This window comes from Pseudomonas fluorescens (assembly GCF_001708445.1).
Taxonomy (GTDB): Bacteria; Pseudomonadota; Gammaproteobacteria; order Pseudomonadales; family Pseudomonadaceae; genus Aquipseudomonas; species Aquipseudomonas gorinensis.
In genome coordinates, this window is the sequence record NZ_CP015637.1 from 1119032 (window position 1) to 1143517 (window position 24486).

Below are 24486 nucleotides of genomic sequence, written 5' to 3' on the forward strand. Positions count from 1 at the left end.
ATTGGCGCCGTTACGTCCCTGGGCGGCGCTGAGTTACAGGCTGATCGCGGCGTCGTGAGCCGGTACTGCAAAGCCATATACCGTGGCCGGTTGCAGGCGTACGGTGGTGGCTGCCGCGCCATTGGTCGTCACCGTCAGTGTTTCGCCTGGCAACACGTAGGTGCGCGGCAACATGGCCGAGCCGTTGCCAGGCAGCAATTGCAGCTCCTGGGCCAGGCGTACCACGTACGGCGTGGGGTTACGCACGCTCAGTTGGTCATTGTCCAAATGCCAGGTCAGGCCCAGCCAAGGCTCGCGGTTACGCGCCAGGCCTTTGGGGTGAATGATCACCGGCAGGTTCTGGCGCACGGTCACACCCACTTGGGCGCGCCCGGCCCGATTGGGGTCCTGCTGGGCAGGCATGCCTTCGAAAATCACCCGCTTGAGGCGCTGGGTCTTCAACGGCTCCTGGCTTTGCAGGATGAAACGCACCAACTGGCTTTTGGACGCTTCGACCCGGCTCAGGGGCGGGGTGACGAACAACAGGGTTTCGGGGTCCTCGGGGATGTTCTCGAGGGTCACGTGCATCAGGGCCACTTTGTTATCGGTGTTGCTCACTGACACAGAGGCTTCGCCATCTGCTTCATAGACGAGCACCACCGACGTGTCCGGCACCATGCCATCGGCCAGGCTGGCGGTGGCAACGCACAAGAGGCCAAGGGTAAGGCCGATCCAATGCCAGGTTGATAAAGAGCTGTACATCGTCATTACTCGCGAGGATTAGAGGTACTTGAGGTCCAGGGTGATTGAACCGTCGAGGGGGACTTCTTCTTTCAGGGTCAGGGTGTTGGCCGGGCTGATGGACGTGTCCACCCGCAGACTCGCCACCAGTTGGCGCAAGGGCCCGGGCAACAGCACGCCGGCCGGGGCGAATGCCATGAGTTTGCGTGGGTAGGCGTGGGGCTCGGGTGTCCAGGTGGCGCCATTGTCCGCCGAGGTCAGGGTCTGCAAGGTGGCGTTGTCCCCCACTGGGCCGCGCAGTGACAAACTGACGTGCCCCAGGCGTTCGCTCGGCGCATGGATGTTCATGCCCAAGCCGTAGAACACCTGCGGGTCCGGGGACGAATTGCCCTGGTTGTCGATGCCTGTGAGGGCAAACAGGGTTGGGCCTTCGCAACTGATGCTCAGCCCCATTTGCTGGTTGGGCAGCACGGTGAAGTCAGTCAGGTTCAGCGTGCGTGCCGGGATCTTGCCGTAATCGACCAGGCCGCTGTCAGACAGCGAAACCGAGCAGGCCTGGGGCGTGATGCGACCGGCTATATCCAAGTCCACGGCGGATCTGGCGAAGGAGGGCGTCAGGTGCAAGGCGAGCAAGGTAAGTGCCAAACAGTGGATAGGTCGATTCATCGGGCAAAATCCCTGTGGGGGTTTTAGAGGTAATGGACTTCAACGGTACCGCTGGCCCGGAAGGCGACTTCTTCTGTCAGGGTCAGGCCGTCGGCACGGGCAATCTCCGCATAGATCTTCAAGTCGGTCGCAAAGTGCGTGCTGGGGATAGGCTGTGTCGGGTCGGTCGGATTGCTGGGGGCATGCAGTGAGTCGCCGATGTAAAACCCTTGGCCATTGTTACGGCTCCAGGTTTTGCCACCGTCTTCCGACTCGCTGATGTGTACGGTTTGGTTATCGGTCGTGGAGTTTTCAAAGGTGATACGGACCAGGCCGATCTTCTCTTGGGCCGGTGTCAGGCCCAGCCCCAGATACCAATAATTACTGCTGGTATCCGGCTGATTGTCGATGAGCTTGAACGCCATGGCGGTCGGGCCCTCGCAGTCGATTTTCAGCAGTAACCGGTTCTCTGCCAGCTTTGTTGTTGAGGTCTGGTTCAGGTCTTTCGCCGCCACCTTGCCGTAATCGATCTGCCCACCCGCCGATAGGCTGGGTGTGCAGGAGCTGGGGGTGATCAACCCCTTGACGCTCAGGTCGACAGTGGAGGCGGCGAATGCAGGTGCAAGACTGCCGAGCAAGCAACAGCTGATCAGGCTTTTAAGTGTGGTCTTCATGATGAGGAATATTCTTGGTAGAAGGGATCAGGGTCAGGGAATTACAGGTACTTCACTTGAAGGGTGGCGCTGCCATCGATGGGCACTTCGTCCACCAGGGGCAGGTCCTTGGCCGGTACCAGGGTGGTGAAGGCGCTCAAGCGGGCGTTCAGCACCTTGATGGCGATGGGCGTATAGAGGTCTGCCGGGGCGGCAAAGGCTGTGATACCGGCGTGGCCCAGGTATGACGAGATCCGCCAACTGCTGCCGCCGTTGCTGGACATGATGGCGTGCACCGGTTGAGTGTCGGCCACCGCGTCGAACACGCTGAAGGCGGCGCTGCCCAGCATTTGGTCGTCGTTGATGGTGCCCAGGCCATGGCTGGCGGGGTGAATGGCCGACGTACCGGCGCGGTTGTCGACGGTGGTCAGGGTAAAGAAGGTGGCCGCCTCGCAATTGACTTCCAGCAGCAACTCGCCGGTTGGCAGGCGGGTGGGCTGCTCTGGGTTGAGGTCCTTTACCGTCAGCTTGCCGTGGTCGACGATGCCCCCGCTGGACAACGTCGGTGTGCAGGAACTGGGCGTGATGGTCCCGCCGACACTCAAACTGGTGCTGCTGGACGCGAAAGTCGCGGGTGCGCAGGCAATCAGCAGGCTGGCCACGAGGCCTGAGGTGAATCTATCCATGGGTAATCGTCCTGATTGAAGACGGGAACCATCTGCAAGCCGGCCGCTGGCAGTGTGGCGCAACCGTCGATAGGGGGGCTCCCATGCAGGGCAGGGAGGAGGGCGGTACGCTTCATGCCTGCGTGCTACAGGTACTTGACTTCAAGCGTGGCGAGGCCGTCGATTTCAACCTCTTCCTGGCCCATGTCCCAACTGTTTGTGGCGTTGATAAAGGTAGTGACCATCAGGTCTGCAGTGACGTTTTTGAGGGGGATAGGGCCCTCTCGACCGGTTGGCCTGTCACGAAACCCCAGCAGCTCCAAAGGACTGGTGGCGGCATCTTCATTGTTCATCCAAGTCAGGCCGCCATCCCTCGAGAGAATCGGGTAGAGGGGGCCGCCGTCGCCGTTGACAGGGTTCTCATACACCAGATCGTACTGGCCGAGTTTTTGCGTACCGTTGACGAAGCCCAGGCCGAAACCATTCGAGTAGGTGGCCGAGCCTGCCCGGTTATCGGTTGCCTGGACCGCGAACAGGGTATGGGCGTCGCAGCCGATGGTCAGTTTCAAGACGGATGTAGGGAGACGGGTCCAATTGGTCGGGCTGAGGTCCTTGGCCGAAATCTTGCCGTGATCGACGACGCCATTAGCGGACAAGGATGGCGTGCAAGCCGTCGGGGTGATCAGGCCAGTGACGGTCAGGTCCACACTGCTGGCGGCAACCGCAGCACCTGAGGTGGCGAGCATGACGAGAGTGGCGAGTGCTGCTAGGGGCTTTTTCATGTTTTGAAGTTCCGGTGCAAGGCTTGCTGACGGCAGGAAAACAGGAGATGCCGTCTGGTTTTCAGCGACCGGCGTGATGGCTGGTCGTCCCTCTCCGTGGGATGCGGCGCAATTTATCGGTCGTCGGTGTTGGCGCAAATACAACAATTACGAGAGTGAGTGGATCTTGCGCACGTGCAATAACTGATGTCGGAACGGGCTTGTCTATGTGTAGGTTTTATTAACTTTTCGTAGTTGTTGTATCGCCGGCACGCCTCGCTTCAAATATTTTCTTCCCTCTGATTAGTAAAAAAGATTCTCAACAGGATGGCTCGCCTTGCCGATATAGGCGTGCGGGCCACTGCCGCCGATCTATGCCTGTTTTGTAGGGGCGTTCCATCCAGGCCCGCGCATTGCGGTAAGTCGAGGTAGTCATGTCATCGGACATTCGCCCAGTCGACGGCGCTGGGGATGATCCGCTGCCGTCAAATGCCTCGCCTGCCCATTGGCAGGATTGCACAGTGCTGGTAGTCGACGACCATCCTGCCTATCGCATGATGATGAGCGCGATGCTGCAGCAGTTGGGGTTGGGCTGCGAGACCTGCGGTGATGGCCAGGCCGCGCTTGCCGCGCTCGATGGGCAACCGTTCGACCTGATCCTCACGGACTGCCAGATGCCGGTCATGAATGGTTATGCCTTGGCCCGTGAAGTGCGCCGTCGAGAGCGTGAGTCGATGGCCGAGCCCGTACCGATCGTTGCCTTGACCTCCAACCTTGGGCCGAATGAAGTCCACCAATGCCTGGACGCGGGCATCAATGCCTGGCTGATCAAGCCTCTGACGTTCGGTCAACTGCGCAATGTCTTGCTGTATTGGTTGGCGGACGGCACCCCACTGGTGACAGACGTGCCGCGCACCCGAGAAGAGGATTGGCCGACGCGCGCCAGGCTGGTGCAACTGTTTGGTAGTGCGCAAGTGCTGGATGGGATGCTGGCCAGCCTGGTGCAGGAGGTACGCCAGGATTTGCAAGCCTTGTCCCATGCCATGGCGCATGTGGATGCGGTCCAGACAGCACAGCACTTGCACCGCCTGATCGGAAGCGTGGCGTTCCTGGGGGGCACTCCGCTGGAGGCGCGCGGCATCCAGTTGATCAGCGCCGTGACGCGTGATGGGGTGGCGTTGCATGCCAGGGCGTTGTTTGGGTTACGGCAAGACTTGGTTCGTTATGTGGAATATCTGAAAGCTCTTTAGTGTTGATGTGTAGGACTTTTATTAAGGTTTGCGTAGGTTTTTTCTGTAGCCGTGTTCTTTTTGTTTTGTAGGTGAAAATCTTGCTCTCATAGATTGCTGGGCCACCTGCTGCTACTGCTGTTTTTGCCGGTTGTTGCGGTTTGCATCCGGCGCTATTTTTGCCCGAATCAAGTTGCCATCATGGTGGTTCTAATGCTTCGAGTAATTATTGCCGACGACCATCCGATTGTACGTATCGGCCAAAAAGTGGTGATTGAAGCCAACGGTCGCTGCAAAGTGGTGGGCGAGGCCGACGGGCCCGATCAATTGCTGGCGCTGATCGACAGCACACCCTGCGATATCGTGGTGACTGATTTCGCCATGCCGGGTAACCAGCAGGCCGATGGTTATAGCCTGCTGAGCCTGATGCATCGCAAGCACCCCGAGCTCCCGGTGATTCTGGTCACCATGTTCGCCAACGTCGCGACATTGCGCACGTCCTTCGCCCACGGCGCCCGGGCCATCATTGCTAAAAGTGCATCGGCCAGGGAGTTGCCTCAAGCCATTCAATCGATCAGCACCGGCAAGACGTTCATCAGCGAATGCCTGCGTCAGCAACTGGTGGAGGCGGGTACCGGGGATCAGCAAGCCGTGCCGCAATTGTCCGGCAAGGAGCGCGAGGTGGTGCGCATGCTCGCCAGCGGCATGACCGTCAGCCAGATCGCCGCGCGGGTCAACCGGAGTATCTCGACGATCAGCAAGCAGAAAAGCACCGCGATGAACCGGTTGTGTATTTCCACTGACGTGGATTTGTTCGCCTACGCCCGCAGCAGTGGGATGGTGCCCTGAGGTTGGCCAGGCAAGCGAGATAGAACGGACAAACAGTATCCCCTGGCGAGCGGGCTAGCTGTGGCGAGCGGGCTTGCCCCGCGTTGGGCTGCGAAGCAGCCCCACTAAGATCACCGCGCTGTTTCAGATGGACCGCGGCCTGAGGTTTTGGGGCTGCTGCGCAGCCCAACGCGGGGCAAGCCCTAATGCCGTTCAGTTAAGCGTACATCGCCTTCTTGTAGGAGCGAGCTTGCTCGCGGAAAACTCGTTGACGTTTTTCGCGAGCAAGAACTAGGCGTCCCCCTCGCTCCTACAGAAGGCGATGTACGCTTAACTGAATGGCATTAGGGCAAGCCCGCTCGCCACAACAAGCCAACTCGCCACAACAAGCCCGCTTGCCACAACAAGCCTGCTAGCCATAACAAGCCTGCTAACCCCAACAAACCCGCCAGGCTTTAGAACTCCAGGGTGCTGGACACCGACACCTGCCGCGCATCACCTATCGACACGAAGTAGCGGCTGGCCGCCGAGGTGTAGTAGGTGCGGTCGAACAGGTTCTTCACGTTGAACTGGAACTTGACCTTCTGCCCGTCGATCTTGGTGTCATAGGTGGCAAACGCGTCGGCCACGGTGTAGCCCGGCAAATCGAAGTCGTTGGCGGCATCGCCTGCGCGCTCGCCGACGTAGCGCGCGCCGGTCCCCACCCGCAACTGGTCGCCACCGAAAATAGTGCCGAAGTCATAGGCCACCGACAACGAACCGGTGTGCCTGGCCACGTTTTGCAGGCGGTTGCCTTGCAGCGTCGGGTCGTTGTCCTTGACGTCTTCGGCGTCGGTGAAGGCATAGCTGCCGATCAGGCTCCACTTGTCGGTCAACTGGCCGCTGGCGTCCAGTTCCAGGCCACGGGAACGCACTTGCCCGGCAATGCTGTAGATCGTGTTGGCACCGGAGCCCACCGACACCAGCACATTGCGCTTGTCGATGTTGAACAACGCCACGCTGGCGGTCACACGCCCAGGTATGTCGAGCTTGGCCCCCAGTTCCCAGGACTTGGATTCCTCCGGCGTGAGGTCGCCGGTCAACGTGCTGCCATCGGCCAAGGCGGCGATGGTGGAGTTGGGTTTGAACGACTCGGTGTAGCTGCCGTAGAACGACAGCTCATCAGTGTAGCGATACACCAGGCCGGCCCGCGGCACCCAGGCCTGGCCATTGCCATCGGTGTTGGCCTTGAACGGCACGCCCTTGCCGGCGTATTGGTCATACATCTGGTAGCGCACACCGCCCACCAGAATCCACTGGTCGGTCAGGTGAATGGCGTCCTGGAAGAACAGCGAGTCGCTGCGCAACAGGTCGGTCTGGGCACTGTCGGCGGCGCTGACGGTGGTGCCCGCGACTTCGTTGCCATACACCGGGTTGTTGTAGTTGAACGTGCCGCGCGAGTTCTGGCGGATCAGGTCGGCGCGGTAGATCTTGCGGTATTCGTCATCCAGGCCGAACACCAGGTCATGCTGCATGCCCAGCACGTTCACCTTGCCTTCCAGGCTGGCCGTGGTGAAACGGTCGGTGCTGATCGCGCCCCGGGTGCCGTCCATTCTGCGGGTCAGGGTGCCATTGTCATTCACCGCGCTGACGCGCACTTGGCTGGCGTCGTAGGTTTCACGGTTCCAGCTGTAGCCGAAGTGCGCCTTCCAGTCGTCGTTGAGGTCGTGGTCGGCCTCGAAACGGTACAGGTCGGAACGGCCCTCCATGTTGTTGAACGGTTCGTCCAGACGCCGCGTGGAGGGGATGTCCAGTGGGTGGTTGGACTTGTCGATCGCGGTGCCACGGTCGAACGGCGAGAGGAATTCACGGTGCTCGTAGGCGAACAGCAGCTTGGTAGTGTCGCCGTACCAGGCCAGGGACGGCGCCACCAGCGATTCGCGGTGGGTGCCGAAGTTGCGCCAGTAGTCTTCGTCTTCATGGTCGACGATCAAGCGATAAGCGAGGCCCGAATCACCGATGGGGCCGGTGGTATCGAGGTTGCCACCGCTGCCGTTCTTGCCATCGCCAAAGGTGGAACCGCGCACGGTCAGGGCCGTGGATTGGCTCAGCTCGGGCTTTTTGCTGACGATATTGACCACGCCGCCCGGGTCCTGGATGCCGTACAGCAGCGACGATGGCCCCTTGAGCACTTCAACGCGTTCTGCCGTGGCGTTCAGCGCGCGGCCCTGCACCACCGGCATGCCGTCTTGCATGATCGAGCCGTTACGGTTGTCGCCAAAGCCACGCAGCATTACCGCGTCCTGGGTGCTGGCCAGGGTGTTGGCCTGGGTGATGCCGCTGATATTGGCCAGGGCGTCATCCAGATTGCGCGGGGTCTGGTCGCGCAACACTTGAGCGGGTACGACGTTGACGGTCTGCGGGGTTTCCAGCAGCAAAGCATGGGAGCGCATCACCGAACTGGTGGGCGGAGGCTGGTAGCTGGTGCTGTCCTGGGCCTGGCCGACACCGCTGATGGTGGTCGCGCCGAGGTTCACCGCACCGTCGGTGGGCAGCGGTTCCAGGGCCAGGGTGCGCGCGTCGATCTGGCGGAAGGTCAAGCCGGAGCCGCCCAGCAAGCGTTGCAGGGCCTGGGTGGCGCTCATCGGCCCACTGACCGCCGGGGCGTTGAGACCATAGGGGGCTTCATCGGTGTAGATCACGCTGATGCCGGTCACCCGGCTGAAATCGCTCAGCGCCTGGGGCAGCGGCTTGGCGGCCTGGGCAAAGTTGAACTGGGCGCTTTGCTGCTCCTGCGCCTGCGCCACGCTCAAGGGCAGCAATGCCAGCCCAGACACCGTCAATACCGAGGCTCCCAGCCACTGTTTTACCCAACCGCCCGCCGTCGACTTCATGCTGTGAGAACCCGTGTAGAAAACGCTGTTAATGCGAATAGATCGCAGTTTCAAGCACTACACGGATGGGCTGTCGAAAAACCTCACATTTATTTGCAGATATTTTTTATTTATTGCGCCTGAATGCGGAAACCCATGCGTGGGAAATGCACATGCACGGTGCCAGCGCGTTCATCGGTACGCCGCAGGATCAGCTCTTCGCGCCCGACAAACCGCAGCTCGCCGGCCACCGGGTCAACGCCATAATCCGTAGCGCTGATCGTCACCGGCTGCCCGGCCTTGAAACCATTCAGGTCATCGAACAGTTCATCGGGCAACGCGGCTGGCGTGGCGTTTCGCGCCACCTCCAAGGCGTGCTCGGCAGTCATCTCACTGGCGGTGCCATGACCAACGCTCAGCACCCGCTCCAGCCAGGCCGCGACAGCGGGGTATGCGTCCACCAGCGGCGCCGTCACCGTCGAGCCTTTGAGGAACCACAGCGGATGGGCCAGGGCGAAGTCGGCAATCGAAGGCTCACCGAACAGGAAATCCCCCACCGAGTGCTGCAACTGCTGCTCAATGCGACCGGCCAGCGCCGGCCATTGATGCAAGGCCACCTCCAAGGACACCCGCGCCGCACTGCCACCGCTGAACAGTTTGCTGCGGTCGTCCACCAGCACCTGGAGCAGGTGCGGCGGCACCTTGGCAAACTTGACCGCCAGGGATTCAGGCTGGAACACCAGCGCCACGGCATGGGCAAATACCACCGAATCCGCCCAGGCCGCAAAGCCCTGGGTGACCAGTTCCAGGCCCTGGGGAAACAGCGTCGGTGCCGCTTTTTCCTGCTCCAGGCGGCGGGCGATCAAGGCGGTGTCGCAGTAAATATCGGCGCCGACCTGCAACACCGGCGTCTTGCGATAGCCCCCGGTCAAGGCGGTCAGATCAGGCTTGGGCATCACCGGCGAGATAAGCACCGAGCGCCACGACAACCCCTTGAACCCCAGGAGCAGGCGGGCTTTTTCAGCAAAGGGGGACTGCGGGTAGTGGTGCAGGATCAACTCAGACATGCCAGGCTCCGCTCAATGGAATGAACCGCTAGCTTAGCCCGCAAAACCGTACGTGGGGACGATGGGAACCCATCACTCAAATCAATGAACCACTCGCGGCCAGGCACTCCTTGGCACTTTTTTTCAGCTTCTTGATCAGCCGTTCCTGGCGCAGCGCCTCGCCCTTGCTCGCGCACTGCTCGGTGTAGACCAACGCCACGGCGGGGCTGGACAAAAAGAACCGCGCGCCCTTGCCGCTTTGATGAGAAGCAAAGCGGCGCACCGGGTCGTTGCTGATGCCGCAATAGAGTGAGCCATTGGCGGCACGCACCAGGTACACGAACCAGGGTTTGGCTTGAGTGGGAGTCATCACGAATCGATTTCGGCAAACCAGAAGAGCGCTGATCTTATCAACGACCGGCCTGGAATGCCTTCAAGCCTTTGAGCGCTTGGGCACGCACCGCGTTTTTCAATGCCGGCGACCAGCCCAGCAACAGCCCCTTGAGGCCCAGGGCCTGGCGCGACCAACGCCACAGGTCGAAATGGTCGTGGTGCTCGCAGATCTTGCCGTCGCGAAACACAAACCGCGCGCCGATGTCGTTGACCACGGTATTGCCGGTCGCGCTGAACAGGTAAGTCGCCACCCAATGCGCGCTGCCGGTGCGCTCATCGCTGCGCACATGGTCGAACGTCAGGGAAAAGTCCTTGGCCCGCGTGGTGAGCATGCGCCACATATCCCCGGCATCACGCCCGCGTAACTCGCCGAACGCCGGGTCGCTGAAGACCACATCGTCGGTGTAGCAGGCGGCCATGGCTTCGGCATCCAGGCGCTGGAAGGCGCTGTAGAACTCGGTGATCAGGGCGTTATGGGCATCACTCATGGGCGGGGTCCTTTGGCGTCAGAAGAGTTGACGCACGATAAGCCGGTCGCGCCGCCAAGGCTACTGTCATTCACTGTGCAAATGAGTGGGCTTGCTTAATGCCAGTCAGTCAAGGAGGAACACTGTAACTGTGGCAAGCGGGCTTGTCGTGGCGAGCGGGCTTGCCCTAATGCCGTTCAGTTAAGGCTTTTTTGTAGGAGCGAGCTTGCTCGCGAAGAACTCACAGGCGCCGCGCAGCAGCCCCAAAACACAGCCCCGGAGCTGACTGACACACTGCAGCGCTCTTATTGGGGCGGCTTCGCCACCCAACGCGGGGCAAGCCCGCTCGCCACAACAAGCCAACTCGCCACGACAGGCCCGCTCGCCACAGGAGTACGGAGCTGTTAGCGTTGCGGCCACTAATGGCTTTGCGGAACACAGTACTGATGCACTTTGGGCGATGGCTACACCTGCTGTACGTGAGTTTTTTACTGGGGGGCTGTGCGAGTGTTTCGCCGCCTTCCACACCATCAACACTCGATCACCTGCTGGCCGATCCTGCCCTGAACGGCTCCACGGTTTCCGTCATGGTGCGCGATGCCCGCAGCGGCACCACGCTCTACCAGCACAATCCGCGCACGCGCTTGGTTCCCGCGTCCAACCTCAAGCTGCTGACCACGGCGGCGGCGATGGACGTGCTCGGGCCGGACTACCGGTTTTCCACGCAACTGTTGAGCGACGGCCGCCGCCAGGGCGAGCGCCTGATCGGCAACCTGTACCTGCGTGGCCTGGGTGACCCGACAACGCAGTTCGCCGACTACCAGGCCCTGGCCGCGCAGTTGGCCAGCCAAGGTGTGCGTCAGGTATCGGGTGACTTGGTGTTCGATGACACCTGGTTCGATACCCAGCGCCTCGGCGTCGACTGGGCCCAGGACGACGAAAGCACCTATTATGGTGCGCAGATTTCGGCGCTGACGGTGTCACCCGATACGGATTTTGATGCCGGCACCTTGCTGGTCACCGCCAAGGCGCCGCTCAGTGCCGGCCAGCCGGTGAGTGTGTCGATCAGCCCGGCCACCGATTATGTGCAACTCAGCAATCGTGCGGTGAGCGGCGCGGGCAACAACTACGCCATCACTCGCCAGCACGGCACCAACCTGCTGCAACTCAGCGGTGCACTGGCGCCGGGAAAGCAAAGCCGGCAGTGGGTGAGTGTGTGGGAACCGACGCAACTGGTGGCCAATCTGTTTGAGCAGGCGCTGGCGCAGCAGGGTATCCAGGTGCTAGGCCGGCGTGTGTTCGGGGGCGCGAGCCCAGCGAAGGCGACGCTGTTGGCGGAGCATCGATCGGCGCCGTTGCAAGATTTGATCACGCCGCTGCTCAAGCTTTCGAACAACAACATGTCCGAAGCCCTGCTCAAGGCCATGGGCCGCAAAACCTCCAATGCGGGCACGGCGGTGGCGGGCGTGGCGGCAGTCGCGGCGTTTATGCAGCGCCAGGGCATGGACCCGGCGACGCTCAGCCAGGTGGATGGCTCCGGTTTGTCGCGGCGCAACCTGGTGTCGGCGCAAAATCTCACCGACCTGTTGCTGGCCGCTTCGAAACAATCCTGGTTCGACGCCTGGTACAACGCCTTGCCGATTGCCGGCAATGCCGAGCGCATGACCGGCGGCAGCCTGCGTTATCGCCTGCGGGGCACCGCCGCCGAAAACAACCTGCACGCCAAGACCGGCTCCATGGGCGGTGTGTCATCACTGAGCGGTTACATTACCGACAGTGAGGGACGGCGCCTGGTGTTTTCAATGATCAGCAATAACTACATCAGCGACGCAGCCCCCATCCGCGCCCTCGAGAACCGCCTGGCACTTGCCCTGGCCCAGTGGCACGACTAGCTCAGGGCTGGTAGCCCATCCGCCAACTCACGGCCCGGGTCGCCGCCAGCAAGCGCTGCGCCGCCGGGCCATCTTCGTCGGCGTGGAACAGTGAGGTGGGGCCGACCACGGTCATCACCGCAGCTACCTGGCCAACCGCGTTGAACACCGGCGCCGACAATGCATCCACCCCCGGCATCAGCAGGCCATGCACAAAGTGCAGGCCGCGCTGGCGGATCTGTTCGCAGGTGAGGGCATAAGCCTGGTCGTCGGCCAGGGCATGGGCGATGCCAGCCTCGATCTCGCGTTCACGCAATTCGACGGTTTCCCGCGACGGCAGGAAGGCACTGAACACCAGCCCGGTGGACGAGCTGAGCAGCGGCAGTACCGAGCCCAGTTGCGTCACCACCGTCACGGCGCGCACCGCCGGCTCGATCTGCACCACGGTCGCGCCCTGGTTGCCCCACACCGCCAGGAAGCAGGTTTCATTCAATTCGTCGCGCAGTTCGGCCAGGGGCAGGGCGCCGACTTTCAACACGTCCATACTGCCCAGGGCGGCCAGGCCCACGCGCAAGGCTTCGCGGCCCAGGCCGTAATGGTTGGTGGCGGTGTTCTGTTCGGCAAAACCGGAGGCGATCAACGCCTGGAGATAGCGGTGCACCTTGCTCGCCGGCATCTGCACATGTTCGGCCAGGCGCGACAGCGAGGTGGAGGGCGACAGTTCGGCCAGGGCCTTGAGGATATCGGTGCCCACTTCGGCCGAGCGGACTTTCTGTTTACCGGTGTCGCGGGGCTTTTCCATGGAGGGGCGGGAATCCGAGAGATGAGTGGGCGTCTTTATAGCTTGACGGTCGGCAGTGATCAAATTACGTTATGCGTAACTGGATTACGATAAAAACAACTTCCGCCAGAGGATGATCCATGAACCTCGAATACCTGTCGGGCTTCGGCAATGAATTCGCCAGCGAAGCCCTACCCGGCGCGCTGCCCGTCGGCCAGAACTCCCCGCAAAAAGCGCCCTACGGTCTCTACACCGAACTGTTTTCCGGCACGGCCTTCACCATGGTGCGCAGCGAAGCGCGCCGTACCTGGCTGTACCGCATCCAGCCGTCGGCCAACCACCCGGCGTTCGTCAAGCTGGAGCGGCAATTGGCCGGTGGCCCGCTGGGGGCGGTCACGCCCAATCGCCTGCGCTGGAACCCGCTGGAGCTGCCGAGCGAGCCGACGGACTTTATCGAGGGACTTGTCGGCATGGTCGCCAATTGCGCGTCGGAAAAACCGGCGGGCATCAGCATCTACCACTACCGCGCCAACCGATCGATGGAGCGCGTGTTCTTCAACGCCGATGGCGAGCTGTTGATCGTGCCTGAGCAGGGCCGCTTGCGTATCGCCACCGAACTGGGGGTGCTGGAGGTCGAGCCGCTGGAAATCGTCGTACTGCCGCGCGGCCTGAAGTTCCGCGTCGAATTGCTGGATGCGCAAGCGCGTGGCTACGTCGCCGAGAACCATGGCGCACCGCTGCGCCTGCCGGACCTGGGGCCGATTGGCAGCAATGGCCTGGCCAATCCCCGCGACTTCCTGAGCCCCGTCGCCCATTACGAAGACCTCAAGCAGCCCACCACCCTGGTGCAGAAATTCCTCGGTGAACTGTGGGCCTGCGAGCTGGACCACTCGCCGCTGAACGTGGTGGCCTGGCACGGTAACAATGTGCCGTACAAATACGATCTGCGTCGCTTCAACACGATCGGCACCGTGAGCTTCGATCACCCCGACCCGTCGATCTTCACCGTATTGACCTCGCCCACCAGTGTGCATGGCTTGGCCAACCTCGACTTTGTGATCTTCCCACCGCGCTGGATGGTGGCCGAGAACACCTTCCGGCCACCGTGGTTCCACCGCAACCTGATGAACGAATACATGGGCCTGATCCAGGGCGTCTACGATGCCAAGGCCGACGGTTTCCTGCCCGGCGGTGCATCGCTGCACAGCTGCATGAGCGCCCACGGCCCGGATGGCGAGACCTGCACCAAGGCCATCAATGTCGAGCTGGCGCCCCACAAGATCGATAACACCATGGCCTTTATGTTCGAGACCAGCCAAGTGCTGCGCCCGACCCAGTTCGCCCTGGAATGCCCGCAACTGCAACCCGCTTATGACGCGTGCTGGGCCTCGCTGCCCGCCACCTTCAACCCGAACCGGAGATAACCCATGACGCAACCAACGCTTGCCCGCAGCTGGGTCGCCAGTGCCAATGGTCACCGCGACTTCCCCCTGCAAAACCTGCCGCTGGGCGTGTTCAGTATCCATGGCTCGGCACCGCGCAGTGGCGTGGCGATTGGCGACTGTATTCTCGACCTGCTGGCCGTGCGCGATGCGTTTGACGGCGAAGCGCTTCGCGCCGTCGATGCCACCACCGGCGGACAGTTGAATGCCTTCTTCGAACTGGGCCGTGGCCCGCGCATGGCCCTGCGCGAGCGCCTGTTGGAATTACTGGGGGAGGGCAGCCCGCTGCAAGCGCGTGAGGCCCAAGTGCTGCACCGCGCCGCCGATTGCCAGATGCACTTGCCGGCGAAGATCAACGACTACACCGACTTCTACGTCGGCATCGAGCATGCGCAGAATGTCGGCAAATTGTTCCGCCCCGACAACCCCTTGCTGCCCAACTACAAGTACGTGCCGATTGGTTATCACGGCCGCGCCTCGACCATTCGCCCCTCCGGCACCGACGTGCGTCGTCCCAAAGGCCAGACCTTGCCAGCCGGCCAGGCCGAGCCGACATTCGGTCCCTGCGCGCGCCTGGATTATGAGTTGGAGCTGGGTATCTGGATCGGCCAGGGCAATGCGATGGGCGATTCGATTGCCATTGGCGATGCGGCAGACCACATCGCCGGTTTCTGCCTGCTCAACGACTGGTCGGCGCGGGATATCCAGGCCTGGGAATACCAGCCGCTGGGGCCGTTCCTGTCCAAGAGCTTTATCACCAGCATCTCGCCCTGGGTGATCACGGCCGAAGCCCTGGAGCCGTTCCGCAAGGCACAACCGGCGCGGCCTGAGGGTGACCCGCAACCGTTGCCGTACCTATTGGATCAACGCGACCAGGCGGCGGGCGCCTTCGATATCGAACTGGAAGTGCTGCTGACCACGGCCGCGATGCGCGAACACAACCTGCCAGCCCATCGCCTGGCCCTGAGCAACACCCTGCATATGTACTGGACCGTCGCGCAATTGGTGGCGCACCACAGCGTCAACGGCTGCCAGTTGCAGGCCGGTGACCTGTTCGGTTCGGGCACGTTGTCCGGGCCCGAAGCCGGGCAGTTCGGCAGCCTGCTGGAGATGACCGAGGGCGGTAAGAAAGGGGTCGAACTGCCTTCCGGCGAGGTGCGCCGATTCCTCGAGGACGGCGACGAAGTCATCCTGCGCGCCCGCTGCGGCCGCGAAGGCTTTGCGTCCATCGGGTTTGGCGAATGCCGTGGCACCGTGGTTGCGGCGCGCTAGGAGGGCAGGGCAATGGAACTTTATACCTACTACCGCTCCACCGCATCGTACCGGGTGCGTATTGCCCTGGCCCTCAAGGGCCTGGATTACAGCGCTGTACCGGTCAACCTGCTGGTGCCGCCTGGCGGTGCCAATCACCAGCCCGCGTACCTGGCGATCAACCCGCAAGGCCGTGTGCCGGCCTTGCGCACGGATGACGGCGAGCTGTTGATTCAATCCCTGGCGATCATCGAGTACCTGGAGGAACGTTATCCACAGGTGCCGCTGCTGGCGCAGGACCTGGCGACCCGTGCCCATGCGCGCGGGGTGGCTTCGATCATCGGCTGCGATATCCACCCGCTGCACAACTCCAGTACCCAGAACCTGCTGCGCCAGTGGGGGCATGACGAGGCTCAAGTGCTGGAATGGATCGGTCATTGGATCAGCCAGGGCCTGGCTGCCGTCGAGCAGTTGATTGGCGATCAGGGTTTTTGCTTTGGCGAGCAGCCGGGGCTGGCGGATGTGTTCTTGATCCCGCAGTTGTACGCGGCGCAGCGTTTCAAGGTCCCACTGGCGGCGTACCCGCGCATCGGGCGAGTGGCGGCGTTGGCGGAGCAACATCCGGCGTTTGTGCAGGCGCATCCGGCGAACCAACCTGATACCCCATGACGCTGGAGACTTGTATAGAGCACTGGTGGCCCCTAAATCACTGATAGCCAGCCCGATACTGCATTTACAGCGAGCAATATCGCTGTGGCGAGCGGGCTTGTTGTGGCCGATGTGTTTTTAACTGACACACCGCGGTGCCTGGTTTTGGGGCTGCTGCGCAGCCCAACGCGGGGCAAGCCCGCTCGCCACAACAAGTCCGCACGCCACAGGCCAGCCCGCTCGCCACAGTTACGGTGTTCTGCCTTAACTGAACGGCATTCGGGCTTGCCACAATCACTGTTACCGAATCGGAAATGATGCATCTTGCGATTTGCGCTTTCTCTCGGCGCGTCCTCCCATTATCCTTGCCGCAATAAACTGAAACGTTTCACTCTCCGGTCGACCCCATCTTGCCGAATTCCCCTCGCAACAGAGACAGCGCTGTCTTGCACCGACCTGCGCCTGGGTATAAATCGCCCGCCTGTGGATAACCCAGTTATCCACAGAAAAACCGAATGAACGCTGAACCAAGCCCGCGCCGAATCGTCATCTACAGTGAAGCACGGGGTTACATAATTCCAACGTAACGGAGAAACACAACTATGAGCACTGACGGTGCCTCAAGTCCAAGTCGCCTGCTGCCCAGGCTGCTTGGAGTCTTGCTGCTGATCATGGGCCTGGCCTTGCTGGCCGGGGGTATCAAGCTGACGATGCTCGGCGGGTCGCTGTACTACCTGCTGGCCGGTATCGGCATCACCTTGACCGGCCTCTTGCTGCTGGCCACCCGCCGCGCTGCGCTGGGCCTGTACGCACTGGTGCTGTTCGCCAGCACCGTGTGGGCACTTTGGGAAGTCGGCCTGGACTGGTGGCAACTGGTGCCGCGCCTGGCACTGCTGTTCGCCCTGGGTATCGTCATGTTGCTCCCATGGTTTCGCCGTCCGTTGCTGCGTGGCCAACCGGCCCCGCTGGGTACCGGCGCGCTGAGCGTGGCCGTGGTACTGGCGGGCGCCGCAGCCATCGCCAGCCAGTTCACCAACCCCGGTGAGATCAAAGGCCAGTTGGACCGCGACGCGGTACCGGGCATGGCCAGTGCGGCACCGGCCCAGGCCGATGGCGACTGGAACTCCTACGGTCGTTCCGCCTATGGCGATCGCTACTCGCCCCTGGCGCAGATCACAGCGGAAAACGCCCATAAGCTGGTCCCGGCGTGGACCTACCGCACCGGCGACATCCCCGGCCCGAACGACCCGGGTGAGACCACGGCGGAAAACACCCCGCTGAAAGTCAACGGCATGCTCTACGTATGCACCCCGCACAGCCAAGTCATCGCCCTCGACCCGGATACCGGCAAGGAAATCTGGCGTTTCGATCCGAAGATCAGCACCGAAGGTGCCGAGAACTTCAAGGGTTGGGCGCACATGACCTGCCGTGGCGTGTCGTATCACGATGACGCCGTCTACGCGTCCGAGCAGAGCCCCACCGGCAGCGCCAGCCCCGCCGTCGCGCCGAATGCCTGCCCGAAACGCATCTTCGTACCGACGGCCGACACACGCCTGATCGCCCTGAACGCCGACACCGGCAAGGTGTGCGAAGACTTCGGTGACAAAGGCCAGGTCGACCTGCGTGCCAATATCGGCAGCTTCGCCCCAGGCGGTTACTACTCCACGTCGCCACCGGCCGTGACCAAGAACCTGGTGGTGATCGGCGGCCACGTCACCGACAACGTCTCCACCGACGAACCCAGCGGCGTGATCCGCGCGTTCGACGTGCACACCGGCAAGCTGGTGTGGAACTGGGACAGCGGCAACCCCGACGACACCACGCCGCTGGCCGAGGGCAAGACCTACACCCGCAACTCGCCGAACATGTGGTCCATGTTCGCCGTGGATGAAAAGCTCGGCATGCTCTACCTGCCGATGGGCAACCAGATGCCTGACCAATACGGCGGCGACCGTACCGAAGACTCGGAAAAATACAGCGCCGGCCTGACAGCCCTGGACATCGACAGCGGCCATGTGAAGTGGACCTTCCAGTTCACCCACCATGACCTGTGGGACATGGACGTGGGCGGCCAGCCTTCGCTGATCGACATCAAGACCGCTGAAGGCGTGAAGCAAGCGGTGATGGCGTCGACCAAGCAAGGCAGCATCTACGTCCTGGACCGCGCAACCGGCCAGCCGGTGGTGCCGATCCACGAAGTGGCAGTGCCGCAAGGCGCAGTCGCTGGCGACCATACCTCGCCGACCCAACCGAAGTCCGACCTGAACTTCATGCCACCGCCGCTCAAAGAGCGCGACATGTGGGGCGTGACACCGTTCGACCAACTGCTGTGCCGTATCGACTTCAAGTCCCTGCGCTACGACGGGGCTTTCACTCCGCCATCGCTGCAAGGTTCGATCGTGTACCCAGGTAACTTCGGCGTGTTCGACTGGGGTGGCATTTCCGTCGACCCGGTACGCCAGATTGCCTTCGTGAACCCAAGCTACATGGCGTTCAAATCGAAACTGATCCCGGCCGCCGATATCGCCAAGCAAGGCCCGCGCATCAGCGAAACCCAAGGCGTACAGCCGAACAAAGGCGCGCCCTACGGCGTGATCCTCGAAGCCATGCTGTCGCCCATGGGCCTGCCGTGCCAGGCACCGGCGTGGGGATATGTGGCAGCGGTCGACCTGACCACCCACAAAACCATCTGGATGCACAAGAACGGTACCGTGCGCGACAGCTCGCCCGTGCCAATCCCCCTGACCATGGGCGTGCCTAGCCTGGGCGGCACCTTCACCACCGCCGGTGGCGTGGCGTTCCTCAGCGGTACCCTCGACCAGTACCTGCGTGCCTATGACGTGAAAAACGGCAAGCAACTGTGGGAAGGTCGCCTGCCAGCCGGCGCGCAAACCACCCCGATGACCTACACCGGCAAGGACGGCAAGCAATACGTGCTGGTCATGGCCGGCGGTCACGGTTCCCTGGGCACCAAGCAGGGTGACTACGTGATGGCGTTCAAACTGCCGGATTAAGCTGTATCGGCGGCAAACCAAGGCGGCTACCCTCACAGGTAGCCGCCTTTTTCATGAGCGAAGAAAATCAAAATATGGGAGAGGCGGTGGACTGCACCCGTCGTTATAGCGGTACCCGCTCGCGCCGCATCCACATCTCGAACGCCATGGCACTGAGCGGCCGGCTGATCAGATAGCCCTGGGCAGTGTCGCAATGCCACAGTTTGAGCAGCTTGAGGCTCGGCTCGAACTCCACCCCTTCGGCCACCACCTTGAGCCCCAGGTTGTGGCTCATTTCGATGGTGGAACGCACGATCACCCCATCGCCACTGGTGCTGTCGAGGTTGCGTACAAAGGACTGGTCGATTTTCAACTCCTGCACCGGCAAGCGCTGCAATTGCGCCAACGACGAATAACCGGTGCCGAAGTCATCCACCGACAGGCTGATGCCGCAACCACGCAACCGGTCCAGCACACTGAGGGCCTGTTGCGGGTTGTGCATGATCGCGCTTTCGGTGATCTCGAAAATCAACTGCTGGGCCAATACGCCGTATTGCAGCAGCAAGGTGGTGACTCGAGTGGCCAGGTCATCATCGCCCAGGTCATCCACCGAAATATTCACCGACAGCTGGATCGATATACCGCGCTGTGCCCATTCACCCACCTGGCGGATGGCTTCTTCGATCACCCACTGGGTCAGGCCGCGCATGCTGCCGGTGCGCTCGGCCAAGGGGATGAATTCGGCCGGAGACACCAGGCCCAGGCTCGGGTGCTGCCAACGCAGCAGGGCTTCGGCCTGGCGCACGTCGCCCTGTTTGAGATCGAGCTTGGGCTGGTAGCAGAGGAACAGTTCGCCTTCGACGGCGGCCCGGCGCAAGTCGCGGATCAAGGTGATCTGACGTTGGTGCGCAAGGTCGCGGTCCTGCTGGTAGATCTGCAGGTAGCCTGGCAGCGCTGCCGCATCGTGACGAGCGATGGCGGCGCGACCGATCAACTCTTCCACCTGCTGGCCATCGGCGGGGTACGCAGCGATACCGATACTTACTTCGTGACGCAGTTCGTCATTGCCAATGCGTTGGGGCTCGGTGAGCAGTGCATACAGCCGGTCGGCGCGGGCCACGGCGCGGTCGATCTCGGTGTTTTCCAGCAGCAGCAGAAATTCGCTGCCGGTGATGCGCGCGGCCGTGTCGCAGGCCAACAGGCTCATGGACAGACAGCGGCTGGCTTCGCGCAGCATTTCCTCGACGCCCTCGGGACCGAAGCCTTCGTTGATCACCCGGTAGTTCTCGATGCCCAGGTACAGCAACACCACCGGCCGCCTTGCACTGATCGCACTGCCCAGGCGCTCCATGGCCAGGGCGCGGTTGGGCAGGCCGGTCAGCGGGTCATGCAAGGCGTTATGCGCCAGTTGCCGCTCGCGCACGGCGATACCGCTTTGCATGGCGTTGAAGGCGCGGGCCAGCAGGCCGAACTCGTCGTGGCTACGCACCCGCACCGGCGTGCGGTAATCACCGGCACCAATGCGTCCGGCCGCCTCCACCAGCGCATTGAGCGGTCGTGACACACGGCGCGCCAGGAACAGCGCGCCGGCCAATGACACCAGCAGCACCGCCAGGGCAATCCCGAGGAACTGCCGGTCCAGCGGAGCAAAGGACTCCAGCGCATGGTCCAGCGGACTTTGCAGCAGCACGCGCACGTCATCGCCATCGCCATCGCCGTTATTGGCCAGCGGCAGCACTTGGCTGAGCACGCGTTGCCCGTAAAACAACGTGATCTGTGCGTCACGTTCGAGGTGTGTGTCGCGCAACAGGTTGAACACAGTGGCCTGGTAGGCGTCGGGCTGGGTGCTGAACAGCGTGCCGGGACGGCCGTCCTGCACACTGAGAAACGACACCTCAAGGTTGCTCATGGAGCGCAATTCATGGGCGAACCCTTTGTCCATGGGGAAGCCCATGACCACTCGGGCAATGGGCAACGGGTCGAGCACTTCATCCTGCACCAGCAGGTAGGGTCGCCCGTCCATGGCCACGATCAACATCTGCAAGCCACTGCGCCGTGCCTGGCGCAACGCCGCATCGTAGGGAAACAGCTGACCGCGACTCAGCAGCGGCAAGGTACTGGCGATCACCTTGCCGTCGAGCCCCAGCACAAACACCTGGCTGGAACGGATACCGCTGCCGTGGCGGCGCACGGCGGCCAGAATCGGTGTGGCCTGGCCCTCGGCCACGGCTTGCTTGAAGGGGCCATCGGCGGTCAGCCAATCCAGCCCGTATTGCAGGCGGCGACCCCGCAGTTCCAGCAGGCGTTCGAAGACCTGGCTGCCGGTCTTCAACTGGACCTGGGCCTGGTTTTCCACAGCCTGGGAGGTGGCGGCCTTGACGGCGAGGTAGGTGGCGCCGACCACCACCAGCAGCAGCAACACCAGCACTCCGGCGATACGAGTTTGAAACGTGTGGCGCCACGCCATTGCCGTGCCCTCTGGCAGCGTTCGTCGTTTTATGCCACTGCGTCCCTGTGTCATAGCGCGTCCCTCGCGAACTGCTGACCTGGCGTCAAAAAAATATCCATCGTCGATGGATATTCAGTTTTAGCAGATTAGCTGGGAGCAAGGACAAGTGCACCCAATAAAACCGGGGACTTCGCTGTCATTTTATTGGCGACAAACGTTGGGCGGGCCGTCAGCCACGGGCGCGCATAAAGTCCCCCCAACGACGCACCAGGTAGTTGTGCTCATCCATCACCGAGTTCCACACGGCGATATGCCCCATGCGTTGCTCATAGGAACCGCCGTCGCGCACTTCGCCGATATCAATCAGCGGCAAGCCATCGCTGCCGAGCAATTCCTCACGGGCAGGTTTGCCGGCATACCAGTAATCCCATTCGGCGCTGCTCAGGTGGTCGCGACTGCGCGCCGGGTTGCCGATGTAGTAACCCTGGCGCGCCATCACCGCGCCCGGCCAACCGGACAACCACCAATTGAGATACGCATATGCCGCATCCAGCACCGCCCCCTGGGCATGCCGCGACAGGGACAGGCCGCCGAACCAGGCGCGATAGCCTTCGCGGGGCACCGCCAGACGGTACTTCACCCCCGCCCGGTGCAAGCGCATCAACGTGGGCGACCACAGGCTCTGGATATCGATGCTCGGGCTGAGCATCAATTGCGCGGCTTCTTCATCGTCCGACCAGAACGCCGCGAAGTGCCCTTCCTTCTGCTTGCGCACCAGAATGTCAGCGAGTACATCGATCTCTTCGATGCTCATGTTGCCGATGTCCTTGAACGTCGCCAGCCCGGCGCCCTGCACCGCCAGCGCGGCGTCCAGGGCGCCGATGGCGGCGTCGCTTTGCAACGCGGTGCGCGCGCTCCAGGCGGGGTCGAGCAGCCAGCCCCAGCTTTCATTGCCGTGGCTGAACCCTTCGGGCAGGCGCTCGGGGCGGTAGGCAAAGCTGTCGGCATTGTGGGTCAGGGGCAACATGCTGATGCGTTCGGTGACGGTGCTGCCGAGGCTGCCGTCGTGCTGTACGAACAGGCGCTCGCTGGGCACGCTGCCGCTGCCCAGGCGGTCATGGGCCGAAAGGCGGCCACGCTTGGGCAGGTCGTTGATCTCGTGCCACAGGGCGATGCGCCGGGTGTCGATGGGCTGGATTGCCCGCGCCGGCCACACGAAGTCGACGTTGTGGAACCACTGGTCATACAGGTCGTAGCTATCGGGCTGCATCACTGCGATGCGCTGGGCCTGTTCGACATCGTGCACCTGGTACACCAGGCGAATGCCCAACTCCTGTTCGGCCCGCACACGCAGGCATTCGAGCAGCGTTACCGACGTACCGAGCACGCGCAATGTGATCATGCAGCGAACCGCCGTGAGAACACGTCGAACGAGCGACGCAACTGCGCCGGGTCCAGGCCGCGCAGGATGAACACCAGGCGCGATTGCCGCTCGGCACCTGGCCAAGCCGGCAGGTGGACCGGGGCATGCAGGCAGTGCTGCACACCATGAATAACGATGGGGGCCAAACTTGCGTTCACGTTGAGCAGTCCTTTGACGCGAAGGATTCGTTCGCCGTGGCATCTTAGCAGCATCGACAACCAGACCCCGAAGCCGACCCAATCCAATGGCTGGTCGAAGGTCAGGCAGCACACTTGCGCAGCGCCGTGGGTGGCGGCCGTGGGTTGGTGCAGTTGCCAGCGACTGACCTCCACGGCGGGTTCGGCACTGCGCAAGCCTTCGCCGAGCAGCAACTGGTCGCCGCTGTGGATGTCATGGGTATCGAGGATCGGCGTACCGGCATTGAGCGCCTGTAAATGCGCGCGCAGGGGCGCGCAGTCGCCTTCCAGGTCGGTCTTGCTCAGCAGCAAGCGATCCGCCGCCGCGACCTGGGCCAGCCATTCCGGGTGCAGGCGTTCTTGCAGGGCGGCGTGGCAGGCGTCGACCAGGGTGATCACCAGGCCAATGTGAAAGCGCCCACGCAGTTGCACGTCGTTGTTCAGGGTGGCCAGGATCGGCGCCGGGTCGGCCAGGCCAGTGGTTTCCAGGATCACCCGTTTGAAGGCCGGGATTTCGCCGCGCTCGCGGCGTTGCAACAGGCCGAGCAGCGCGTCTTTCAACTCGCCACGGATCGAACAGCATACGCAGCCGCTGGGCAGCAGCACGGTGTCCGGGGCCACCTCTTCGACCAGCAGATGGTCGATGCCGACGTCGCCGAATTCGTTGATCAGCAGCGCGGTGTCGCCGAGGCTTTCGCCGTGCAGCAGGCGCTTGAGCAAGGTGGTCTTGCCGCTGCCGAGGAAGCCGGTGATGACATTCAGTGCGATGCTCATATTTATCTCCGCACCCTGTAGGAGCGAGCTTGCTCGCGAAAAACTCACAGGCGCCGCGTTCATTCAGGAAACATGCGTTATCGTTGACGTTTTTCGCGAGCAAGCTCGCTCCTACAGGGGGCTGTTTTCCAAGTGATCGAGCAGTTGGGGGTCGAGGGGATCCAGCGGGCGACCGAGCATGGTTTCGGCCGCCTGCCAGAGTTGATCCAGCCCGCTGGCCAGTGCCTGTTTACCGGTAGCGCCCAGCAGCAGGTAGGACGCCCCCTGAAAGTCTTCGACCTTGAGCCGGAACGCCGCCAGTACCTGGTTGATCGCGGCGATCCGGCGCAGGCGTTCTCGGCGCCGGGGCAGCTCGTCGCCCAGGGGGTCGCTCCAGTGCAGGTCTTCGCCGAGCAGTCCGCAGAGTCCGCACATGGTTA

Annotated in this window: 21 protein-coding genes; 7 read left to right on the plus strand and 14 right to left on the minus strand. The window is 62.4% G+C overall.

The window, feature by feature from the left end; translation table 11 throughout:
- Positions 1 to 33 precede the first annotated feature (33 nt).
- From A7317_RS04955 to A7317_RS04975, 5 genes are all read right to left on the minus strand, one after another.
- Complete coding sequence (locus A7317_RS04955) at positions 34 to 747, minus strand: fimbria/pilus chaperone family protein (RefSeq protein ID WP_081329152.1); 714 nt, start codon at positions 745 to 747, stop codon at positions 34 to 36.
- A 12-nt stretch (positions 748 to 759) separates the two neighbouring features.
- Positions 760 to 1386, minus strand: a complete 627-nt coding sequence (locus tag A7317_RS04960; protein WP_024073580.1) for a DUF1120 domain-containing protein — start codon at positions 1384 to 1386, stop codon at positions 760 to 762.
- Between the two features lie 23 nt (positions 1387 to 1409).
- Entirely contained in the window at positions 1410 to 2039 is a 630-nt protein-coding gene (locus A7317_RS04965; protein ID WP_024073581.1) for a DUF1120 domain-containing protein, read from the minus strand.
- Between the two features lie 41 nt (positions 2040 to 2080).
- The gene (locus A7317_RS04970; RefSeq protein ID WP_069075305.1) at positions 2081 to 2704 is read right to left on the minus strand and encodes a DUF1120 domain-containing protein; all 624 of its coding nucleotides are present in this window, start codon (positions 2702 to 2704) and stop codon (positions 2081 to 2083) included.
- 125 nt (positions 2705 to 2829) lie between these two features.
- Positions 2830 to 3465 carry a DUF1120 domain-containing protein gene (locus A7317_RS04975; protein WP_069075306.1) on the minus strand — a complete coding sequence of 212 codons (636 nt, stop codon included), beginning with the start codon at positions 3463 to 3465 and terminating at the stop codon, positions 2830 to 2832.
- Between the two features lie 413 nt (positions 3466 to 3878).
- Here A7317_RS04975 and A7317_RS04980 point away from each other — a divergent pair, with 413 nt between their 5' ends.
- Both A7317_RS04980 and A7317_RS04985 read left to right on the plus strand, forming a co-directional pair.
- Positions 3879 to 4694 carry a response regulator gene (locus A7317_RS04980; RefSeq protein WP_069075307.1) on the plus strand — a complete coding sequence of 272 codons (816 nt, stop codon included), beginning with the start codon at positions 3879 to 3881 and terminating at the stop codon, positions 4692 to 4694.
- 192 nt (positions 4695 to 4886) lie between these two features.
- On the plus strand, positions 4887 to 5522 hold the full coding sequence (locus tag A7317_RS04985; protein ID WP_024073586.1) for a response regulator transcription factor: 636 nt from the start codon (positions 4887 to 4889) through the stop codon (positions 5520 to 5522).
- A gap of 434 nt (positions 5523 to 5956) precedes the next feature.
- On the opposite strand, the gene A7317_RS04990 is transcribed toward A7317_RS04985, so the two are convergent.
- The 4 genes from A7317_RS04990 to A7317_RS05005 form a co-directional block, all read right to left on the minus strand.
- Positions 5957 to 8374: a TonB-dependent siderophore receptor gene (locus A7317_RS04990; protein ID WP_069075308.1), complete on the minus strand. Its 2418-nt coding sequence runs from the start codon at positions 8372 to 8374 to the stop codon at positions 5957 to 5959.
- Between the two features lie 110 nt (positions 8375 to 8484).
- The gene (locus A7317_RS04995) at positions 8485 to 9420 is read right to left on the minus strand and encodes a glutathione S-transferase family protein (protein WP_024073589.1); all 936 of its coding nucleotides are present in this window, start codon (positions 9418 to 9420) and stop codon (positions 8485 to 8487) included.
- Positions 9421 to 9496: 76 nt separating this feature from the next.
- Entirely contained in the window at positions 9497 to 9769 is a 273-nt protein-coding gene (locus tag A7317_RS05000) for a GIY-YIG nuclease family protein (protein WP_024073588.1), read from the minus strand.
- Positions 9770 to 9809: 40 nt separating this feature from the next.
- Entirely contained in the window at positions 9810 to 10280 is a 471-nt protein-coding gene (locus A7317_RS05005) for a nuclear transport factor 2 family protein (protein WP_069075309.1), read from the minus strand.
- Positions 10281 to 10705: 425 nt separating this feature from the next.
- On the opposite strand from A7317_RS05005, the gene dacB reads away from it, so the two are divergent.
- On the plus strand, positions 10706 to 12151 hold the full coding sequence (gene dacB / locus A7317_RS05010) for a D-alanyl-D-alanine carboxypeptidase/D-alanyl-D-alanine-endopeptidase (protein WP_069077369.1): 1446 nt from the start codon (positions 10706 to 10708) through the stop codon (positions 12149 to 12151).
- 1 nt (position 12152) lies between these two features.
- Here dacB and A7317_RS05015 read toward each other — a convergent pair whose 3' ends face one another.
- Positions 12153 to 12932, minus strand: a complete 780-nt coding sequence (locus A7317_RS05015) for an IclR family transcriptional regulator (protein ID WP_024073592.1) — start codon at positions 12930 to 12932, stop codon at positions 12153 to 12155.
- A 119-nt stretch (positions 12933 to 13051) separates the two neighbouring features.
- Here A7317_RS05015 and hmgA point away from each other — a divergent pair, with 119 nt between their 5' ends.
- The 4 genes from hmgA (at position 13052) to A7317_RS05035 (ending at position 19266) form a co-directional block, all read left to right on the plus strand.
- Entirely contained in the window at positions 13052 to 14335 is a 1284-nt protein-coding gene (gene hmgA, locus A7317_RS05020) for a homogentisate 1,2-dioxygenase (RefSeq protein WP_024073593.1), read from the plus strand.
- A 3-nt stretch (positions 14336 to 14338) separates the two neighbouring features.
- Positions 14339 to 15625 carry a fumarylacetoacetase gene (gene fahA / locus A7317_RS05025; protein WP_069075310.1) on the plus strand — a complete coding sequence of 429 codons (1287 nt, stop codon included), beginning with the start codon at positions 14339 to 14341 and terminating at the stop codon, positions 15623 to 15625.
- Positions 15626 to 15637: 12 nt separating this feature from the next.
- A complete protein-coding gene (gene maiA / locus A7317_RS05030) occupies positions 15638 to 16273 on the plus strand; it encodes a maleylacetoacetate isomerase (RefSeq protein WP_069075311.1) in 636 nt (211 codons plus the stop codon).
- A 581-nt stretch (positions 16274 to 16854) separates the two neighbouring features.
- Entirely contained in the window at positions 16855 to 19266 is a 2412-nt protein-coding gene (locus A7317_RS05035; RefSeq protein WP_069075312.1) for a glucose/quinate/shikimate family membrane-bound PQQ-dependent dehydrogenase, read from the plus strand.
- A 103-nt stretch (positions 19267 to 19369) separates the two neighbouring features.
- Here A7317_RS05035 and A7317_RS05040 read toward each other — a convergent pair whose 3' ends face one another.
- The 4 genes from A7317_RS05040 to A7317_RS05055 all read right to left on the minus strand — a co-directional run bounded on the left by A7317_RS05040 (position 19370) and on the right by A7317_RS05055 (position 24481).
- Positions 19370 to 21712 carry a putative bifunctional diguanylate cyclase/phosphodiesterase gene (locus A7317_RS05040; protein WP_069075313.1) on the minus strand — a complete coding sequence of 781 codons (2343 nt, stop codon included), beginning with the start codon at positions 21710 to 21712 and terminating at the stop codon, positions 19370 to 19372.
- 211 nt (positions 21713 to 21923) lie between these two features.
- Positions 21924 to 23096 carry an ABC transporter substrate-binding protein gene (locus A7317_RS05045; RefSeq protein ID WP_024073640.1) on the minus strand — a complete coding sequence of 391 codons (1173 nt, stop codon included), beginning with the start codon at positions 23094 to 23096 and terminating at the stop codon, positions 21924 to 21926.
- Positions 23093 to 24067, minus strand: a complete 975-nt coding sequence (locus A7317_RS05050; protein ID WP_069075314.1) for a CobW family GTP-binding protein — start codon at positions 24065 to 24067, stop codon at positions 23093 to 23095. Before A7317_RS05050 ends, A7317_RS05045 begins: the two co-directional genes overlap by 4 nt.
- 111 nt (positions 24068 to 24178) lie before the next feature.
- Positions 24179 to 24481 (minus strand): hypothetical protein, encoded by a 303-nt coding sequence (locus A7317_RS05055; RefSeq protein ID WP_024073638.1) that lies wholly within the window; start codon positions 24479 to 24481, stop codon positions 24179 to 24181.
- Positions 24482 to 24486 lie beyond the last annotated feature (5 nt).

Excerpts from the sequence above, each read along its gene's own strand:
- A7317_RS04955 (WP_081329152.1), bottom strand. The coding sequence starts at position 747 with ATGACGATGTACAGCTCTTTATCAACCTGGCATTGGATCGGCCTTACC.
- A7317_RS04960 (WP_024073580.1), bottom strand. The coding sequence starts at position 1,386 with ATGAATCGACCTATCCACTGTTTGGCACTTACCTTGCTCGCCTTGCAC.
- A7317_RS04965 (WP_024073581.1), bottom strand. The coding sequence starts at position 2,039 with ATGAAGACCACACTTAAAAGCCTGATCAGCTGTTGCTTGCTCGGCAGT.
- A7317_RS04970 (WP_069075305.1), bottom strand. The coding sequence starts at position 2,704 with ATGGATAGATTCACCTCAGGCCTCGTGGCCAGCCTGCTGATTGCCTGC.
- A7317_RS04975 (WP_069075306.1), bottom strand. The coding sequence starts at position 3,465 with ATGAAAAAGCCCCTAGCAGCACTCGCCACTCTCGTCATGCTCGCCACC.
- A7317_RS04980 (WP_069075307.1), top strand. The coding sequence starts at position 3,879 with ATGTCATCGGACATTCGCCCAGTCGACGGCGCTGGGGATGATCCGCTG.
- A7317_RS04985 (WP_024073586.1), top strand. The coding sequence starts at position 4,887 with ATGCTTCGAGTAATTATTGCCGACGACCATCCGATTGTACGTATCGGC.
- A7317_RS04990 (WP_069075308.1), bottom strand. The coding sequence starts at position 8,374 with ATGAAGTCGACGGCGGGCGGTTGGGTAAAACAGTGGCTGGGAGCCTCG.
- A7317_RS04995 (WP_024073589.1), bottom strand. The coding sequence starts at position 9,420 with ATGTCTGAGTTGATCCTGCACCACTACCCGCAGTCCCCCTTTGCTGAA.
- A7317_RS05000 (WP_024073588.1), bottom strand. The coding sequence starts at position 9,769 with ATGACTCCCACTCAAGCCAAACCCTGGTTCGTGTACCTGGTGCGTGCC.
- A7317_RS05005 (WP_069075309.1), bottom strand. The coding sequence starts at position 10,280 with ATGAGTGATGCCCATAACGCCCTGATCACCGAGTTCTACAGCGCCTTC.
- dacB (WP_069077369.1), top strand. The coding sequence starts at position 10,706 with ATGCACTTTGGGCGATGGCTACACCTGCTGTACGTGAGTTTTTTACTG.
- A7317_RS05015 (WP_024073592.1), bottom strand. The coding sequence starts at position 12,932 with ATGGAAAAGCCCCGCGACACCGGTAAACAGAAAGTCCGCTCGGCCGAA.
- hmgA (WP_024073593.1), top strand. The coding sequence starts at position 13,052 with ATGAACCTCGAATACCTGTCGGGCTTCGGCAATGAATTCGCCAGCGAA.
- fahA (WP_069075310.1), top strand. The coding sequence starts at position 14,339 with ATGACGCAACCAACGCTTGCCCGCAGCTGGGTCGCCAGTGCCAATGGT.
- maiA (WP_069075311.1), top strand. The coding sequence starts at position 15,638 with ATGGAACTTTATACCTACTACCGCTCCACCGCATCGTACCGGGTGCGT.
- A7317_RS05035 (WP_069075312.1), top strand. The coding sequence starts at position 16,855 with ATGAGCACTGACGGTGCCTCAAGTCCAAGTCGCCTGCTGCCCAGGCTG.
- A7317_RS05040 (WP_069075313.1), bottom strand. The coding sequence starts at position 21,712 with ATGGCGTGGCGCCACACGTTTCAAACTCGTATCGCCGGAGTGCTGGTG.
- A7317_RS05045 (WP_024073640.1), bottom strand. The coding sequence starts at position 23,096 with ATGATCACATTGCGCGTGCTCGGTACGTCGGTAACGCTGCTCGAATGC.
- A7317_RS05050 (WP_069075314.1), bottom strand. The coding sequence starts at position 24,067 with ATGAGCATCGCACTGAATGTCATCACCGGCTTCCTCGGCAGCGGCAAG.
- A7317_RS05055 (WP_024073638.1), bottom strand. The coding sequence starts at position 24,481 with ATGTGCGGACTCTGCGGACTGCTCGGCGAAGACCTGCACTGGAGCGAC.